17 protein-coding genes and 1 tRNA gene are annotated in these 17,067 nt (G+C 69.9%); 11 read left to right on the top strand and 7 right to left on the bottom strand.

What is annotated here, in order from left to right; genetic code table 11:
* The first annotated feature begins 39 nt into the window (after positions 1-39).
* Together purN and M8231_RS05995 are read left to right on the top strand one after the other, a co-directional pair.
* On the top strand, positions 40-579 hold the full coding sequence (gene purN, locus M8231_RS06000) for a phosphoribosylglycinamide formyltransferase (RefSeq protein WP_249751830.1): 540 nt from the start codon (positions 40-42) through the stop codon (positions 577-579).
* Between the two features lie 107 nt (positions 580-686).
* Positions 687-2,753, top strand: a complete 2,067-nt coding sequence (locus M8231_RS05995) for a M13 family metallopeptidase (RefSeq protein WP_249750787.1) — start codon at positions 687-689, stop codon at positions 2,751-2,753.
* 62 nt (positions 2,754-2,815) lie between these two features.
* On the opposite strand, the gene M8231_RS05990 is transcribed toward M8231_RS05995, so the two are convergent.
* Entirely contained in the window at positions 2,816-3,016 is a 201-nt protein-coding gene (locus M8231_RS05990; RefSeq protein ID WP_249750788.1) for a YMGG-like glycine zipper-containing protein, read from the bottom strand.
* Positions 3,017-3,141: 125 nt separating this feature from the next.
* Positions 3,142-3,561 (bottom strand): nucleoside-diphosphate kinase, encoded by a 420-nt coding sequence (gene ndk, locus M8231_RS05985; RefSeq protein WP_249750789.1) that lies wholly within the window; start codon positions 3,559-3,561, stop codon positions 3,142-3,144.
* A gap of 91 nt (positions 3,562-3,652) precedes the next feature.
* Between ndk and M8231_RS05980 the strand changes: the two genes are divergently transcribed.
* The 3 genes from M8231_RS05980 (at position 3,653) to M8231_RS05970 (ending at position 6,619) form a co-directional block, all read left to right on the top strand.
* Positions 3,653-5,575 (top strand): ABC-F family ATP-binding cassette domain-containing protein, encoded by a 1,923-nt coding sequence (locus M8231_RS05980; RefSeq protein WP_249750790.1) that lies wholly within the window; start codon positions 3,653-3,655, stop codon positions 5,573-5,575.
* Positions 5,575-5,820 carry a DUF2164 domain-containing protein gene (locus M8231_RS05975; RefSeq protein ID WP_249750791.1) on the top strand — a complete coding sequence of 82 codons (246 nt, stop codon included), beginning with the start codon at positions 5,575-5,577 and terminating at the stop codon, positions 5,818-5,820. The genes M8231_RS05980 and M8231_RS05975 overlap by 1 nt, the downstream gene beginning before the upstream one ends.
* Positions 5,821-5,947: 127 nt before the next feature.
* Entirely contained in the window at positions 5,948-6,619 is a 672-nt protein-coding gene (locus tag M8231_RS05970) for a hypothetical protein (protein WP_249750792.1), read from the top strand.
* A gap of 98 nt (positions 6,620-6,717) precedes the next feature.
* Here the strand turns inward: M8231_RS05970 and M8231_RS05965 are convergent.
* A tRNA-Ser gene (locus tag M8231_RS05965) sits at positions 6,718-6,809 on the bottom strand.
* A 125-nt stretch (positions 6,810-6,934) separates the two neighbouring features.
* On the opposite strand from M8231_RS05965, the gene M8231_RS05960 reads away from it, so the two are divergent.
* Genes M8231_RS05960 through M8231_RS05945 form a run of 4 tightly spaced genes read left to right on the top strand, consistent with a single transcriptional unit; the run spans position 6,935 to position 11,802 of the window.
* Positions 6,935-8,473 (top strand): exopolysaccharide biosynthesis polyprenyl glycosylphosphotransferase, encoded by a 1,539-nt coding sequence (locus M8231_RS05960; RefSeq protein WP_249750793.1) that lies wholly within the window; start codon positions 6,935-6,937, stop codon positions 8,471-8,473.
* Between the two features lie 11 nt (positions 8,474-8,484).
* Positions 8,485-9,930, top strand: a complete 1,446-nt coding sequence (locus tag M8231_RS05955; protein WP_249751831.1) for a lipopolysaccharide biosynthesis protein — start codon at positions 8,485-8,487, stop codon at positions 9,928-9,930.
* Positions 9,927-10,859 (top strand): glycosyltransferase family 2 protein, encoded by a 933-nt coding sequence (locus M8231_RS05950; RefSeq protein WP_249750794.1) that lies wholly within the window; start codon positions 9,927-9,929, stop codon positions 10,857-10,859. The genes M8231_RS05955 and M8231_RS05950 overlap by 4 nt, the downstream gene beginning before the upstream one ends.
* Position 10,860: 1 nt before the next feature.
* Entirely contained in the window at positions 10,861-11,802 is a 942-nt protein-coding gene (locus M8231_RS05945) for a glycosyltransferase (protein ID WP_249750795.1), read from the top strand.
* Here the strand turns inward: M8231_RS05945 and M8231_RS05940 are convergent.
* Positions 11,799-12,500, bottom strand: a complete 702-nt coding sequence (locus M8231_RS05940; RefSeq protein ID WP_249750796.1) for a P-loop NTPase family protein — start codon at positions 12,498-12,500, stop codon at positions 11,799-11,801. The two genes, M8231_RS05945 and M8231_RS05940, sit on opposite strands and share 4 nt — an antisense overlap.
* A gap of 51 nt (positions 12,501-12,551) precedes the next feature.
* A complete protein-coding gene (locus tag M8231_RS05935) occupies positions 12,552-13,991 on the bottom strand; it encodes a GumC family protein (protein WP_249750797.1) in 1,440 nt (479 codons plus the stop codon).
* A 122-nt stretch (positions 13,992-14,113) separates the two neighbouring features.
* Here M8231_RS05935 and M8231_RS05930 point away from each other — a divergent pair, with 122 nt between their 5' ends.
* A complete protein-coding gene (locus M8231_RS05930) occupies positions 14,114-14,866 on the top strand; it encodes a polysaccharide biosynthesis/export family protein (RefSeq protein WP_250202441.1) in 753 nt (250 codons plus the stop codon).
* 12 nt (positions 14,867-14,878) lie between these two features.
* Here the strand turns inward: M8231_RS05930 and M8231_RS05925 are convergent, their stop codons facing one another.
* On the bottom strand, positions 14,879-15,190 hold the full coding sequence (locus M8231_RS05925; protein ID WP_249750799.1) for a sel1 repeat family protein: 312 nt from the start codon (positions 15,188-15,190) through the stop codon (positions 14,879-14,881).
* Between the two features lie 171 nt (positions 15,191-15,361).
* A complete protein-coding gene (locus M8231_RS05920; protein ID WP_249750800.1) occupies positions 15,362-16,087 on the bottom strand; it encodes a glutathione S-transferase family protein in 726 nt (241 codons plus the stop codon).
* Positions 16,088-16,163: 76 nt separating this feature from the next.
* On the opposite strand from M8231_RS05920, the gene M8231_RS05915 reads away from it, so the two are divergent.
* Positions 16,164-17,003: a sulfotransferase family protein gene (locus tag M8231_RS05915; protein ID WP_249750801.1), complete on the top strand. Its 840-nt coding sequence runs from the start codon at positions 16,164-16,166 to the stop codon at positions 17,001-17,003.
* Positions 17,004-17,067: the final 64 nt, after the last annotated feature.

Raw genomic sequence — 17,067 nt, 5'->3', positions numbered from 1 at the left:
ACGCGCGTCGCGGTCCTGATCTCCGGGGCCGGTTCCAACATGGCGGCCCTGATCGACGCCGGGCAGGCGCCCGACAGCGCCTATGAGGTCGCGCTGGTGTTGTCGAACGTCGAGGACGCCGGCGGCCTGGCCGTCGCTGGGGCCAAGGGCGTCGCCACCACGGTCATCCCGCATCGACCATACGGCCAGGACCGTGCGGCTCACGAACGCGCGGTGGACACGGCTCTGCGGACGGCCCACGCCCAGGTCGTGGCCCTGGCCGGCTATATGCGGGTGCTGACGCCGTGGCTGGTCGGCGCCTGGCGCGGGCGGATGCTGAACATCCACCCCAGCCTGCTGCCGCTGTATCCCGGCCTGGACACCCACGCCCGCGCCATCGCGGCCGGTGACGCCGAGGCCGGCTGCACCGTGCACCTGGTCACCGAAGGCGTGGACGAGGGGCCGATCCTGGATCAGGCGCGGGTTCCGATCCTGGCCGGCGACACGACAGAGACCCTGGCCCAGCGCGTCCTGACGGCCGAGCATCAGCTGTACCCGCGGGCGCTGGACGCCTTCTGCCGCGCTCTGCCCAGGACCTGACCCCTGCGACTTCCTGTCGCATTATATTTCTGTAATGTGCCGGATCGCAGGCGACATCGCCCCGCCCTCGGGACAAATGTGCGCCCACATCCACACAGGGCCTCGCCATGAGCAACAAACGTCACCTTCTCGCCGCCGTCGCCGCGCTGGCCCTGACCGCCTCGACCGGGGCGGTCGTCGCCCAGACGACGGCCCCGCCCGCCGTCGCCGCGCCCGCGGGCCACGCCGCCATCGGAGCCTGGGGCTTCGACCCGGCCAGCCGCGACCTGTCGGTCAAGCCTGGCGACGACTTCAACCGCTACGCCTCCGGCGCCTGGCTGGACAAGGCCGAGATCCCGGCCGACCGAACCTCCTGGAGCAACTGGGACGTCCTGTATGACCAGACCCAGGACTATCTGAAGGCCATCATAGAGAACGCCGGCGCCCATCCCGACAGCTCGCCCGAGGCGTCTAAGATCGGCGGGCTGTTCAACAGCTTCATGGACGAAGCGCGGGTGAACCGCCTGGGCGCCCAGCCCCTGGCCGCCGACCTGGCCGCCGTGCGCGCCGCCGACACGCGCGAGAAGATGGCCGTGCTGATGGGCCACAGCTTCGGCGGCTTCGGCTCCAGCCTGTTCAGCGCCTATGTGGCCGAGGACCTGAAGAACCCCGACGCCTACGCCGTCTATCTGTCGCACGACGGCCTGGGCCTGCCGGAACGCGAATACTACCTCAGCGACCAGTTCGCCGAGGCCAAGACCGCCTACCAGGCCTATGTCGCCAAGATGCTGACCCTGGCCGGCTGGTCGAACCCCGACCAGGCCGCCGCCGACATCCTGGCCTTCGAGACCAAGGTGGCCGAGGCGCACTGGGCGATCGCCGACCGGCGCGACATGGTCAAGACCTACAATCCGACCACCCTGGCGCAGCTGGCGACCGACGCGCCGGGCTTCCCGTGGCAGGCCTGGGCCCAGGCCGGCGGTTTCGCCGGCCAGCCCCAGCTCATCGTCAGCGAGAACACCGCCTTCCCCAAGCTGGCGCAGATCTTCGCCGAGACGCCGGTGGCCACGCTCCAGGCCTGGCAGGCCTTCCACATCGCCGACCAGGCCGCGCCCTATCTGAGCCAGGCCTTCGTGGACGCCCGCTTCGACTTCCGCGGCAAGGTTCTGAACGGCACGCCCGAGAACCGCCCCCGCTGGAAGCGCGGCGTCACCCTGGTCGACGGCACCCTGGGAGAGGCCTTGGGCAAGGAATATGTGGCGCGCCACTTCCCGCCCTCGTCCAAGGCCCAGATGGAAACCCTGGTCCAGAACCTCATCGCGGCCATGCGCGTGCGGCTTCAGAACCTGGACTGGATGAGCGAGGAAACGAAGCAGCAGGCCCTCTACAAGATCGACCATTTCAACGTGAAGATCGGCTACCCGGAGAAGTGGCGCGACTATTCCGGCCTCGAAATCCGCGCTGACGACCTGTACGGCAACGTCGAACGGGCCGGCGCCTTCGAATGGGCCTACAATCTGAACAAGCTGAAGGGGCCGGTCGATCCGCTGGAATGGGGCATGACGCCCCAGACGATCAACGCCTACTACAATCCGCCCCGCAACGAGATCGTCTTCCCGGCGGCCATCCTGCAACCGCCCTTCTTCGATCCGAACGCCGACCCGGCGGTCAACTACGGCGGCATCGGCGCCGTGATCGGGCACGAGATCAGCCACGGCTTCGACGATCAGGGCCGCACGGTCGACGGCGACGGCGTGCTGCGCGATTGGTGGACGGCCGAGGACGCGTCCAAGTTCGAACAGCGCACGGGCGTCCTGGGGGCCCAGTTCGACGCCGCCGAGCCCCTGCCCGGCGTCCACATCAACGGCCGGCTGACGATGGGCGAGAACATCGGCGACCTGGGCGGACTGCTGGTCGCGCTGGACGCCTATCACCTGTCGCTTCATGGCCAGCCCGCGCCGGTGCTGGACGGCCTGACCGGCGATCAGCGCTTTTTCCTGGGCTGGGCCCAGGTCTGGCGCGAAAAGATTCGCGACGCCGCCCTGCAGCAGCAGCTGGCCACCGATCCGCACAGCCCCGGAGAGGCGCGCGCGGCGCTGAACCTGCGCAATGTCGACGCCTGGTATTCGGCCTTCGACGTGAAGCCGGGCGACAAGGGCTATGTCGCCCCCGAGGATCGGGCGCGCATCTGGTAAGGCCACGAAAAAAGGCCCGGAGCGTCGCTCCGGGCCTTCTTCCTGTCGGCGAAGCCGAAATCTTACTTGGGCGTGGTCACCGCACCCGCCACGCCGCCGATGGCGGCGCCGGCGACGGTCGAACCGGTGTTGCCGCCGATCACCTGGCCGGCGACGGCGCCGCCCAGGGCGCCGGTGGCGGCGCGTTGTTCCATGGTCTGGCCGCAGGCGGCCAGCAGGGCCACGGCGCCGATGACGGGGGTCAGTTTCAGGATGGTCTTCATGGTTTGGCTCCTCGGGGGGTGGAGAGACGATGCAGACCAAACGAAAAGGCCCGAGTCCGGTTCCGGACTCGGGCCTCTTATTGCAGCGCTAAGGGGCTAACCCCTAGCAACTTGAGCGTGAAGGCTCAGCCGACGATCTGGTCGTCGGTGAAGAACTGCGCGATCTCGATCTTGGCGTTGTCCAGCGAGTCCGAGCCGTGCACCGAGTTTTCGCCGATCGACAGGGCGAACGACTTGCGGATGGTGCCTTCGGCGGCCTGCTCCGGGTTGGTGGCGCCCATGACTTCGCGGTACTTGGCCACGGCGTTCTCGCCTTCCAGCACCTGGACCACGACCGGCTCGGCGGTCATCTGCTCGACCAGTTCGCCGTAGAACGGACGCTCGGCGTGGACTTCGTAGAACTTCTTGGCCTGGTCGGTGGTCAGCTTGACGCGGCGTTGGGCGACGATGCGCAGGCCGGCGTCCTCGATCACGGCGTTGATCTTGCCGGTCAGGTTGCGACGGGTGGCGTCCGGCTTGATGATCGAGAAGGTGCGTTCGGTCATGGGAGCGACTTCTTGTTTGGGAGATTGAGGGTCGCGGGCTTATAGCGACCGCCTCCCCGCTTTCCAATACCGCCGACGGCCCTTCGTTAATATGCTCCAGATCACCAACCTGACCCTGAACGCCTGGGGCCGCCAGTTCCTGGACGACGCCTCCGTCAGCCTGCCGCCGGGGGCCAAGGTCGGGCTGGTCGGGCGCAACGGCATCGGCAAGTCGACCCTGTTTAAGGTGATCCTGGGCGAACTGGCCGCCAACGGCGACGAGATCAGCCTGCCCAGGACCGCGCGCATCGCCTCGGTCGACCAGGAACACCCCGCCACGCCCGTCAGCGTGCTGGAGACGATCCTGGAGGCCGACGTCGAACGTCATGAGCTGATGACCCGGCTGGAGACCGCCGACCCCGAGGAGATGGGCGAGATCTGGGCCCGGCTGATCGAGATCGACGCCGAAAGCGCGCCCGCCCGCGCCTCCGAAATCCTGGTCGGCCTGGGCTTCAGCCAGGAGGACCTGCACCGGCCGATGGCGCACTTCTCGGGCGGTTGGCGGATGCGCGTGGCGCTGGCCGCGGCCCTGTTCGCCGAGCCGGACATGCTGCTGCTGGACGAACCGACCAACTACCTGGACCTGGAAGGGGCCCTGTGGCTGGAGGCGCGGCTGAAGAAGTATCCGCACACGGCCCTGATCATCAGCCACGACCGCGACCTGCTGAACGCGGTCTGCACCCACATCCTGCATCTGTCGAACCGCAAGCTGGACCTGTACACCGGCAACTACGACACCTTCGAAAAGACGCGCGCAGAGAAGCTGCGGTTGATGGAGGCCAACAAGACCAAGCAGGACGCCGAACGGGCGCACCTGCAGAAGTTCATCGATCGCTTCAAGGCCAAGGCGTCCAAGGCCACCCAGGCCCAGTCGCGCGTCAAGAAGCTGGAGAAGATGGAGCGGATCGAACTGCCGCCCGAGGAGCGGGTCGCCCCGTTCGTCCTGCCGTCGCCCGACCGTCCCCTGCCCCCGCCCCTGATCCGGCTGGAGAAGGCCAATGTGGGCTATGCGCCGGGCAAGCCGATCCTGCGGAACCTGAACCTGCGCATGGACCTGGACGACCGCATCGGCTTGCTGGGCGTCAACGGTGCGGGCAAGTCGACCTTCGCCAAGCTGATCGCCAAGGCGCTGACCATCGAGACGGGCGAGTTCCACCGCGACGGCAAGATGCGCGTGGGCTGGTTCCACCAGCATCAGATCGAGGCGATGGATCCGGAGGACACGCCGCTGCAGATCATCCTGCGCGCTATGCCCGACGCCTCAGAAAGCAGCCGCCGCAGCCGCCTGGCCCAGTTCGGCCTGCCCTTCCAGAAGCAGGACACCAAGGTCGCGGCCCTGTCCGGCGGCGAGCGCGCGCGCCTGCTGCTGAACCTGGTGGCGATGGACGCCCCGCACATCCTGATCCTGGACGAACCGACCAACCACCTGGACATCGACAGTCGCCGGGCGCTGCTGGACGCGCTGAACCAATACACGGGCGCGGTGATCCTGATCACCCACGACCGTTCGCTGATGGAACTGGTCGCCGACCGGCTGTGGCTGGCCGCCGACGGCACGGTCAAGCCGTTCGAGGGCGACATGGACGACTATGCCAAGTTCGTCCTGGACCGCGCCAAACAGGCGGGCATGAAACCCAGCCAGGTAAGGAACGAGCCCGCCCCTGAGGCCGCGCCCAAGGCGACCGGCGAAGGCGCCTCTCAAACAGAGAGCGCCCGCGGCGTGAACGATAGAGGCGCAAAGAAATCAGGCCCTTCGCCCTCGACCCTTCGCCACGCGGTGAAGAAGGCCGAGGACGAAATGACCCGCCTGACGGCCGAGGTCGCCCGTCTCGACGACGACCTGGCCAACGCCGCCGTCGCCGACCCGAAGAAGCTGGAAGGCCTGACACGCGCCCGCGCCAAGGCCCAGGCCGACCTGAACGCCGCCGAGGCGGCCTGGATCGCCGCCGAAGAAGCCCTGGCCGAAATCGCCTGATGAAGCCGATCGAATTCTCCAAGGAGGAGCGCGCGGCGGCGACGGCGAAGCTGCGCGCCTATTTCCGCGACGAACTGGACCAGGACCTGGGCCAGCTGCCGGCCGATATGCTGCTGGATTTCATCGGCCGCGAGATCGGCGGCTTTTTCTACAACCGGGGCCTCTACGACGCCCAGGCGGTGGTGAAGAACAAGGCCGAGGACATCGTCGAGGCGATCTATGGCCTGGAGCGGGGCGAAACCTGACGTGTCCGCCCGACCGCTGGCGTTCCCCGCGCCGCGGCGTTAGTGACGACACGTTGAATATCCGACCGATCACGGACGGATAACGGGTCCGGCTCCGGTCATGACGTCTTCTCCTCTCGACCGGCCGATGTCGGTTCCCCTCCTCTGCCTGGCCGTCGTCGTCTGTTCGGCGGTGTTCGGCCTGTTCGCCACGTCGCAGGCGGCGGGCGCGGTCCTGACCGAGCACGGCCCGGTCGAGACGGCCAGCGTCGCGCTTCACCTTCTGGTCGCCGGCGTCGCCTTCGTGTTCTGGCGCAGGCATGGCGGCTTGTTCGGCTTCCTGGCCGTAGTCGAAGCGCTGATGGCGATGCGGGAAATGGACTTCCACCGCGCCTTCACCACCTTCGGCGTCTTCAGCACGCGGCTGTACGCGAGGGCCGACGTGCCGCTGGCCGAAAAGCTGGGCGCCGGGCTCGTCCTGCTGGCCATAGGGGCGGCGCTGGCGGGTCTGCTCTGGAGAAGCCGCGCCGAGATGCGAGGCATGGCCGCCGCCCGATCCGCCGCCTTTCATGGCTTGATCGCCATCGCGGTCTTCACCGTCTCGCTCAAGGAGATCGACGGCCTGCCCCGCATGCTGGCGCGGGTGGGCGTGATCCTGTCGGAGCGCGCGGAAATCCTGTCCCACTCGATCGAGGAACTGGGCGAAATGGCCTTGCCCGTCCTGGTGCTGGCGGTCGTCCTCCAGCACGCGCGCGCGACCGTCGGCGTCGTGACGGCAACCGGTTTTCCGACCGAGGAGGCGAGTGCCTTCTGCCGGTGACGCGGCGCCGCCCATCCGGACGCGGCCGGGCTCATGAACAAGCGCCCGGCGACGACCGCCGGAAGCGCGCGGCGAGCGAGCGAGGTTGGGATGAGGGATGGCGGAGACGGAGGGATTCGAACCCTCGGTACCCCTTACAGGGTACGACGATTTAGCAAACCGTTGCCTTCAGCCACTCGGCCACGTCTCCGGCGAAGGCGTCGATAGCGGAGCGCGTTGTCGCGCGCAATCCGCCTTGGAGAGAAAGTCGTGCGTTAACGCGGCATAGAGGCCGGGCGGGCAATATGGCCGCCTTCACCCCCGTCATGGACGCCGATGCCCGACTGCGCCTCCCCTCTGGTCGACGCGCCCGCCGCCCGGACGGGCGCGGCTCAGGCGGCGGCGTCGAAGGACGCCGCGCAAGGGCGGGCCGCGCGCGGCCCGTTCCGCCCCGACGTCTGGCTGAATGCGCGCCAGCGGTCCGGCGTGCGGCTGGCGGCGCATTATTTCCGGGCGACGGACGTGCTGGCGCTGACGGGGCTGGGCGTCGCCGCCCTGGGCGTGGCGGCGCCGGACGGTTTCCTGTCGCTCAGCCTGGCCGAGGCGGCGCCCACGGCCGCTGGGGCGGCGACCGTTCTCGGCCTGCTGCGAGGATTGGGCCTCTATCGTTTTGGACGCGAGCGTTCCGCCGCCCGCCACATGGCGGCCGTGCTGGGCGTGACCCTGAGCGGCGCCGTGGTCGCGACCGGTCTGGGCCTGTTGCTGGACCGTCAGGCGCCGGATCGGCAGTCCCTGGACGCGGCGATCGCCTGGGCCATCGGGGCGGTCGCCCTGATCGCCGGTCTTCACGCCCTGTGGCTGTCTTTCGTAGCGCGCTGGCGTCGCCAAGGGGCGCTGGCCCCCAACATCGTCATCGTCGGCGCCACGAAACACGCCGAGGCGGTGATCCGCAGCGCGCTGGAGCGGCGCGACCTGAACGTCCTGGGCGTATTCGACGACCGGCTGAGCCGTTCGCCCGACCGCGTGGCCGGCGTTCCCGTGCTGGGCGACGCCGAGGCCCTGCTGAACCACCGGATGACGCCCTATGTCGACCGCATCGTCCTGGCCATCGACGCCCAGGGCGGGTCCCGCGTGCGCGAACTCACCCGCCGGCTGGAGACCCTGCCCAATCCGTTGACCGTGCTGGTCGATTCCGAGACCGGCGACGCGGCGCTGGAGCGTCTGGCCTCGGCCCCGCTGGCGCCGCTGGAGGGGCCTCAGGATCCGGACCGTCGAGCCTTCAACAAGCGGCTGCAGGACCTGCTCATCGGCGCGGCCGCCCTGGTCGCCGCCGCCCCGATCATGGCGCTGACCGCCCTGGCGATCCGGCTGGACAGCCCCGGCCCGATCTTCTTCCGCCAGCGCCGCCACGGCTTCAACCAGGAAGAGATCGTGGTGTGGAAGTTCCGCTCCATGCGCCACGAGGCCGCCGACGCCACGGCCAGCCGCCAGGTCTCGGCCGGCGACGACCGCGTGACCCGCGTGGGCCGGTTCATCCGCGCCACCAGCCTGGACGAGCTGCCCCAGCTGTTCAACGTCATGACGGGCGAGATGTCGCTGGTCGGTCCCCGTCCCCACGCCATCGGCATGAAGACGGGCGAGACCGAGTCGGCCCGCCTGGTCGCCGAATACGCCCACCGTCATCGGATCAAGCCGGGCATGACCGGCTGGGCCGCCGTCAAGGGCTCGCGCGGGCCGCTGCACGATGCGACCGACGTGCGTCGGCGGGTCCAGCTGGACCTGGACTATGTCGAGCGCCAGTCGCTATGGCTGGACCTGCGGATCCTGTTGGTCACCCTGCCGGTCCTGCTGGGCGACCGGGCCGCCGTCCGTTGAGCGAGAAGCGGATGTTCTGGCGCGGGGTCTGGGGATACCTGCCGGCCCAGATCGTGCAGGGCGTGGTCGGTTTCCTGACCATCGTCGTCTTCACGCGCCTGCTCAGCCCCGACGACTTCGGCCACTACGCGCTGGCTTTCTCGGTCACGACCCTGGTGCACACGGCGACCTTCACCTGGCTGGAGGCGTCGATGGCGCGCTTCTGGGCGGCCGAGCGGACGCCTGAGGGCCTGGCCGCGCATTTCGCCAGCCTGTACCGCACCTCCTTCGCCCTGATCGCGGTCTTCATCCCGGTGGCCGCCGTGGCGGTGTGGCTGCTGCCGCTGACGCCGGGACTGAAGCTGGCGGTCGCCTTCGGCCTGGCCGGCGCGCCGGTTCGCAACCTGGCCAAGCTGGCGCAGGAGCGGTATCGCGCGGCCGGTGAGGTTTCCCGCGCCGCCGCCGTCGACATGGGCGTGGCGATACTGGGCTTCCTGGTCGGCGCCGGCTTCGCCCTGGCCGGCGCCGGGGCGGCGTCGCCCCTGGTGGGACTGGCGATCGCGCCGCTGTTCGCCCTGCCCTTCATCCTGCCGGGCGAGGTGCGCCAGTCGAAGGGCGGGACGGTCGATCGCGAAAGGCTGAAGGCCTACGCCGCCTATGGCTATCCGATCGCGGCGTCGCTGACCCTGGCGGTGGTGCTGGCCTCGACCGATCGTTTCCTGCTGGCGGCCTTCATGGACGCGGCGGCGGTCGGCGCCTATCACGCCAGCTATAGCCTGGCGAACCGCACCCTGGACGTCATGTTCATCTGGCTGGGCGCGGCGGGGGCGCCGGCCATGGTCATGGCGCTGGAGCGAGGCGGGCGCGAGGCGCTGCGCCAGACCGCGCTGGAGCAGGGTTCGACGCTGATCCTGATCGGCCTGCCCGCCGCCGTCGGCCTGGCCCTGGTCGCGCGCCCGATGGCGGAGCTGATGATCGGCGAGAACCTGCGCGCTGCGGCCGCCCTCGTCACGCCCTGGATCGCGGCCTCGGCCTTCCTCTCGGGCATGATCGCCTACTACTTCGGCTTCGGCTTCACCCTGGGCAAGAAGACCGCCCTGCTGCTGGTCACCATGGCGATCCCGGCGGTCTCCAACGTGGTGCTGAACCTGATCCTGATTCCCCGCCTCGGCGTCGTGGGCGCGGCCGTCTCGACCGCCGCCAGCTTCGCCATCGGCCTGGTCGCCTGTCTGGTCATCAGCCGGCGCGCCATCGCCCTGCCCATCCCGTGGGAGAGCCTGATCCGCTGCGGCCTGGCCGCCGGCGCCATGGCGCTGGTGGTCGTGCGGTTGCCGCCGCTGGGCGGGTTCGTCGAACTGCTGGTGGACGCCGGCGTCGGCGCCCTGGTCTATGCGGCGGCGGCGCTGACCCTGAACGCGGCGGGCGTCCGCGACGTGCTGAAGCGGCTGATTGCTTCCGGACGGAGTGTCGCGGCATGAGCGCCGATATCCACGACAACCGCGCCTGGGCCGGGGCGACGCCGGCGCTGTCGGTGCTGATCCCCTTTCTGCGCGACGACCCGACGGACCTGCTGGGTCAGCTGGACCGGGAAGCGGTTGCGCTCGGCGGAGCCGTCGAGATCGTGCTGATGGACGACGGCACGAGCGACGCCGCACTGACCGCAAGGCTGAAGCAGACCGTCGACGCCCTGGACCTGCCGGCACGCCTGATCACCCTGTCGATCAACGAAGGCCGCGCGCGGGGCCGCAATCGCCTGACCGTCGCCGGTCGCGGCCGCGCCTATCTGTTCCTCGACAGCGACATGAAGCCGGATGCGCCCGGATTCCTCCAGGCCTGGATCGCCCTGACGGCCCAGCGCGACCCGGCCGTCGCCTTCGGCGGCTTCTCGCTGGACCAGGCGCCGGGCGACGCGCGCTTCGCCGTGCATCGCACCCTGTCCGGCGCCTCGGAATGCCTGCCGGCGTCCGAGCGCGCAAAACAGCCCGAGAAATACGTCTACACCTCCAACCTGCTGGTCCGCCGCGACGTCTTCACCGCCGAGACCTTCGATCCCGGGTTTTCCGGCTGGGGATGGGAGGACGTGGAGTGGGCCATGCGTGTCTCGCGCCGGTTCGAGGTCGTGCACATCGACAACCCGGCCACCCACATGGGCCTGGATACGGTCGAGGATCTGGCGCGCAAGTTCGACCAGGGGGCCGGGAACTTCGCCCGGGTGGTGGCGCTGCATCCGCAGATCGTCGCGGCCTATCCCAGCTACAAGGCGGCCAGGGCGTTGAAGCGCCTGCCTGCGCGGTCGTGGCTGCGCGGTCTGACGCGTCGCGCCGCCGGGTCGTCCGTCCTGCCCGTCAAGGCGCGCGCCTTCGCCCTGCGCCTGTACCGCGCGGCCGTCTATGCGGACGCGGTCTGAGATGGGCGACGTCGCCGTGGTCATCCCGACCCTGCGCCGGCTGGACAGCCTGGAGCGGGCCCTGCGCTCCGTCTTCGCCCAGGCCGAGACGCTGGAGCGGGTCTCGGCTGTCGTCGTCGCCGACAACGATCCGGACGGATCGGCCGGGCCGCTGGTCGCGCGCCTGGCCGCAGAGGCGCCCGCGCCGCTGATCTACGCCCCTGCGCCCCGGCCTGGCGTGGCCACGGCGCGCAACGCCGGCCTGGCGGCGACCCAGGCGCCGCTGATCGCCTTCCTGGACGACGACGAGGCGGCCTCGCCGCGCTGGCTGGCCGCCCTGCTGGAGGCGCAGGTCCAGACCGGCGCCGATGTCGTCTTCGGTCCGATCCGGGGCCGCGTTCCGGAGAACACCGGCTGGACCGCCGACTATCTGGAAGCCTTCTTCGGCCGCGCCGGCCCCGCCGAGACCGGCCCGCTGGAGGAACCCTGGGGCTGCGGCAACTCCCTGATGGTGCGCGCGACCGCCCTGCCCGGCCCGGCGCCGTTCGACGTCTCCGCCGACCAGACGGGGGGCGAGGACGACAAGCTGTTCGCCGCCCTGTCCGCGCGCGGCGGCCGCTACGGCTGGGCCGCCGACGCCTGGGTGGACGAGTTCGCGCCGCCCCACCGCGCCACCCTGCGCTACGCCCTGACCCGCGCCTTCGCCTATGGCCAGGGCCCCAGCCAGACCGCCGCGGCCGCCCGCGACTGCACCGGCGTCGCGCGCTGGATGCTGATCGGCGCGGCGCAGGCGGGCGTATGGGGCCTCGCCTCCCTCATCCTGTTCATCCTGCGCCGGCCGTCGCGGGCCCGCGCCTATGACCGGCTGGCGCGGGGCGTGGGAAAAGTATTTTGGATAAAAGGCTTCGAGCCGAAACTCTATGGAACGGCTCTGCTGAACCCGAGCGCGGCGAGCGGAGCCTAGCCCGCCAGGCGCTTCAGGAAGCCGGGCGCCCTGTAGGTAGAGCGGTTCATCACCACCCCGGCGATGCGGCCGCCGACGGCCTCGATCTCGTCACGCAGGATGACGGGCTCGTTGGCGGCGGTGCTCTCGGCGGCGACCACCAGCACCGTCATGTCGACGAAGGGCGCCAGGATGATCGCCATGTCGTTGCGGTCGGCCGCCGGGGCGTCGATCACGATGGTGTCGGCGTGCGGGCGCAGGGCGTCCCAATAGCGCGGCTCGCCGATCGCCTCGACCCGGTGGCCGGACCGCAGCGCCTCCATGTGGAAGCGCGTCACCCACAGTCGCCCGCCCAGGCAGGGCCTTGCGGTCATCAGACGGGCCGCCGGCACCGGCTTGCCGTCCCGGCCGACGACGCGCGGCGTCACGGCGAAAAAGCACGAACCGTCGGGCGAGGCCTGGGCCGGCTTGCCCAGCTGGCCGAAGCGGTCCGCCTCGGCCGCCACGGCTTCCAGCTGCCCCTGCTGGGTCAGGTCGCCGTCGATCAGCCAGACGGGCTTGCGCGCGCGCACCGCGGCCAGCCGGGCGTATTCGCGGGCCACCGTGGACACCCCCTCGCCCGAAGCGGCCGAGGCGAACTGGATGACGCGCGCGCGATGCGCCGGCGCCGGGCCCAGCGCCGCCCACAGCCCGGCCATTTCAGACGTCAGATCGACCATCGAATCGCCGCGCGCGCTCCCTCGAACCCGCAGCCTAGCATGATGCGGGTCCTAGCGTCCCTTGGTCGGCGCGACCGCCAGCACCGGCATGTCCAGAGTGCGCGACACCGACGCCGGCGTGGTGAAGCCCCGGCGCGTGAACACCCTGAGCAGCCCCACGCACAGGGCCGTGAAGCCCGCGAACAGGAAGACCGCGGCCAGGGCCGGAATCTTCAGGCTCTTGCCGGTCGCGGGCGGCTGCGCGCGCTCGATCACGGTGACGTTGTCGGCCCCGGCGGCGACCAGGGCGTTGTCGGCGCGGCTCTGGCTCTCGCGCTGCTGGAACTCGCGGATGTTGGCGCTCAGGACCTCGCGCGCGCCGGCCAGGGTCGAGTTTTCGGATTCCAGCGCGGTCAGCCGGCTCTGGCGGTCGCGGATGTCCGACAGCTGCCGGTCCAGCACCGCCAGCCGGGCGACAAGGGAATCACGCTCGGCCTGGGTGTTGATCCGCGTGGACTCCAGTTCGGTCCAGATCGGGTTCGGTCCGGTGCGGACCTCCCGCGGTCCGACAGCCGTGCCGGACGCCACATACTGCTGCAGCTGGGCAATGCGCGCCTCGATGTCCTTCACCGGCTGGGCTTCGGCCGTGTAGCGCGACAGAAGCTGCTCGCGCTCGGTGCGCAGCTGCAGCACCTGGTCCTGCGCCGAGATGTTCAAATCCTGCTGCAGCGCGACCTCGGCCGGGGTCTGGTTCTGCTGGGCGACCAGGGTCTGCAGCCGCCGCGCGGCCTGGTTCAGCTGGGCCTGCACCGACAACCGCTCGGCGTAGGTGGTCTGATAGGTGGCCGCCAGCGTCGCCTTCGCGGCGGCGAAGTCGCCGATGTTGTTCGAGGCCAGAAACTGCTCATAGGCCTGGTCCGCCTGGGCCAGATCGCCCTCGAAGGCCCGGCGCTGGCTGGCGATGGCGGGCGTCTTGTCCAGGAAGACCTCGCGGCGATAGGCCAGGTACTGGTCGATCACGGCGTTCAACACCCGCGCCGCCCGTTCGGCGTCATCGGCCTCATAGCTCAACTGGATCACGGCGCTGCCGGGCGCCGTGCCGACGCCAAGGCTGGTCCCCAGCACCTTGCGCGCGGCCGCCTGGGCGCGTTCGGGCGATCCCTTGGGCTGTTCGCCCAGGATCGCCGCGGGGCCCAGCGCCTCGACCACGCGCTGGCGGACCTGGCTGGAGCTCAGGATGCTGGCCTCGGCGTTGGCCACCTCATCGCCCTGCGGCGCCTGGGCCTGGCCGTCGGCGCCCACGCGGGGGCGATAGACGTATTCCTGCCCCACCCCCGCGAACACCGCGCCGGTGGCCGTGTATGTCCGCTTCAGGGTGAAGGCCAGCGCGGCGCCGATGGCGAAGATCACCAGGAACACCACAATCATCAGCAGCAGTTCGCGGAACAGCAGGCCCACGACGTCCAGCACGCCGTAGCGCGGTCTTGCCGTGACATGGGCCGTCGAAGGCATGGCGGGGCCGAATCCATAAACGCTTGTTCAACCCACCCTTCGCCGACCCGCGTTAACCACTGGTTACCCATAAGCGGCGACGCTGCATCGACGCTGTGCATCCCTCGGATCGACCGATTCCCATGACGCCTGATCGCCGCCTGTTCCTGATGGCCCTGGGCTCGACCGCCCTGCCGCTGCTGGCGGCGTGCGGCGGCGGGAACGGCGCGCGGATGCCCCGCCCGGCAGGCGTACAACGCGTTCAGGCTGCGCCCCCCGGCGACTTTCCCGGCATTCCCTTCGCCGACTGGACGGACGCCGAGCCGGAATATCTGCTGTATCCCGGCGACGAGATCGAGGTGGCCATGCCCACGGCGGCCGAGCTGACGCGCACCCTGCGCGTGGCGCCGGACGGGCGCATCGCCCTTCCGCTTATCGGAAACGTCATGGCGGCGGATCGCAGCCTGACCGAACTGCAGCAGGGCCTGTCGGCGGCCTACGCCTCGCAGTTGGTGCGGCCGGTGATCGAGGTGACGCTGCGCCAAGCCGGCCCGATCCGCGTCTGGGTCGACGGGGAAGTGCGCACCCCCGGCGTGATCGAGATGGTCGGCGACCTGGACGCCTATCAGGCCGTGGTGCAGGCCGGCGGCCTGACGCCGGGCGCCCAGGCGCGCAGCGTGGCCCTGATCCGACGCGGGCCGGGCGGCAGCCGCATGATGCGGGTCATCGACCTGCGTCCGCGCCAGGCCGAGGTCGTGGCCCTGCGTCGCGGCGACATCCTGTTCGTGCCGCGCTCGACCCTGGGCGAACTGGCGGCCTTCTTCACCCAGGTGCGCAGCGCCTTGCCGGTCGGCTTCAGCTACGCCATCAACGGCAACACCTACGCCTCGTCCTGACGGCGCGGGCCGTCAGGCCACCAGGCGGACGACGCCCCGGTCGATGTAGCGGCGCGCGGCGCGCTGGGCCTCGGCCAGCTCCTCGCGCTCCATCTCCTGGCTCATCTCGCGGCGATAGACGCGCGCCTCGATCGAGCCCTTCATGGCCGCCAGGTTGAAGATCATGTGGGCCGAGACCCGGTCCATCGGGCAGCCGCCCGATCCGGCCGAATACATCATGCCCAGCTTGAACAGGTCGTCGCCCGACATGTCCGGCGTCGGCAGCGGCAGGCCCTGGTCTTGCGCGCCGGCCTGCAGGTCGTGCGCCATTTCTTGCGCGTTCATCACCGTATCTCCCGTCGGGCGCCGTTCTGGGCCCGCCTCTGATACGCGATCAAATACCCACGTTTTGAAGTTAAAGTTAACGTGCGGGGCCGCCGACGATCTTTTCAGTAAAGCAGGCATGAATACTCCCCGACGCCTTCACGCCTTTGAAACCTCTCGGCAATCTTCCGTTCATTCCTTGCGCGCGCGTTGACCGAAAAGCATTCGCCGCGCGGCCTCGGCTTGCGTCCCCGACGCCGCCAGGTTTCGGCGCAGGTCCTCGCCCAGCGCTCGGCCCTTCCGGACCGCCGGCCTGTCGCCCACGCGCGCCACCCAGGCCTTGAGGTTCGGGAACTCCTCCAGGTCCTGGCCCTGCAGCGCGGGCAGGATCCAGGGCCAGGCCGCCATGTCGGCGATGGAGTAGTCGCCGGCCAGATAGTCGCGGTCCGCCAGACGTCGATCCATCACGCCGTAGAGCCGATGCGTCTCGTCCGTATAGCGCCGAACGCCATAGGCGATCTGGCGCTGGTCCAGGATCATGGCGGGGGCGTACTGGCGGAAATGGTGGGTCTGGCCCGCCATCGGCCCCAGGCCCCCCACCTGCCAGAACAGCCATTGGTCGACCTCGGCCTTGGCGCGGGGATCGGCGGGATAGAAGCGTCCCGACTTGGCGCCCAGATACTGCAGGATGGCGCCGGATTCGAAGAGGGAGATCGGCTGCCCGTCCGGCCCGTCCGGATCGACGATGGCGGGCATGCGGCCGTTGGGGCTGATGGCCTGAAATGCGGGCGTGAACTGCTCGCCCGCGCCGATGTTCACCGGCTTCACCTCATAGGCCAGCCCCATCTCCTCCAGGGCGATGGAGACCTTCCAGCCGTTGGGCGTGGGCCAGTACCAGAGTTCGATCGGTAGGGACATGAAGCGAGCCTCGCGTTGACGGAAACCTGCGCCCCACGGTATCGCCGGGCGCGGTTCGCGCAAAGGAGTCGTCCGATTGGGCCAGCTTTCAGACACCGGCCCCGTCGCCATCGGCGCCCTGGGCGGCAGCGGCACGCGGATGATCGCCCAGCTGCTGCGCCAGGCCGGCTATGACCTGGGCTCCGACCTGAACATGCCCAACGACAATCTGTGGGCCGCCCTGCTGATGAACCGGCGCGACCTGGCCGTGGCGACCGAGCCCCAGTTCGCCCGCGTGGCCGGCTTCCTGTTCGACCGTATCCAGGGCCGGCGTCCGTCGCCCGAAGCCGTCGATCTGGCCTGGGCGCTGGCCGCCCGTCCGCACCCCCAGTACTCCGAACCCTGGCTGATGGAGCGCGCGCGGACCTTCATCGAGGGACCCTTCACGGACGCGCCCCCGCCCCTGTGGGGCTGGAAACTGCCGCCCACGCACGTCTTCGCCGACCGCTTCCTGACCCTGCGGCCCGACCTGCGCTACATCCATGTGGTTCGAAACGGTCTCGACATGGCCTTCAGCCGCAACCAGAACCAGCGCGCCTATTGGGGGCCCGTCTTCCTGGCGCGCGAGGTCCAGCCCACGCCGCGCGACGCCCTGGCCTACTGGTGCGCGGTCCAGCGTCGCATGGAGGCGCTGAAAAGCCAGTTCCCGGACCGCATCCTGGCCGTCGACTTCGACCGCTTCTGTCGCGAGCCGCGCCAGGTCTGCGCCGAAATCCTGACCTTCTGCGGCCGGCCCGCCGACACCCGGGTCATCGAGGCGGTGGCCGGCGAGGTCCGCACGCCGGACTCGATGGGCGGCTACCGTCGGCAGGACCTGTCCGATCTGGACACCCGCGACGTCGCCTATGTCGCCGCACAGGGCTATCCGATCGACTGACGCTTTCGTCCCATCCTGACACGATCGTTCAGGACGAGTTCATGCGCCGGGCCCGAAGCTCGCC

This window comes from Brevundimonas albigilva, assembly GCF_023573565.1.
In the GTDB taxonomy this organism is placed as follows: Bacteria; Pseudomonadota; Alphaproteobacteria; order Caulobacterales; family Caulobacteraceae; genus Brevundimonas; species Brevundimonas albigilva.
Note: the sequence above shows the minus strand (reverse complement) of the source record. Positions and strands in the feature narration are given on the sequence as shown.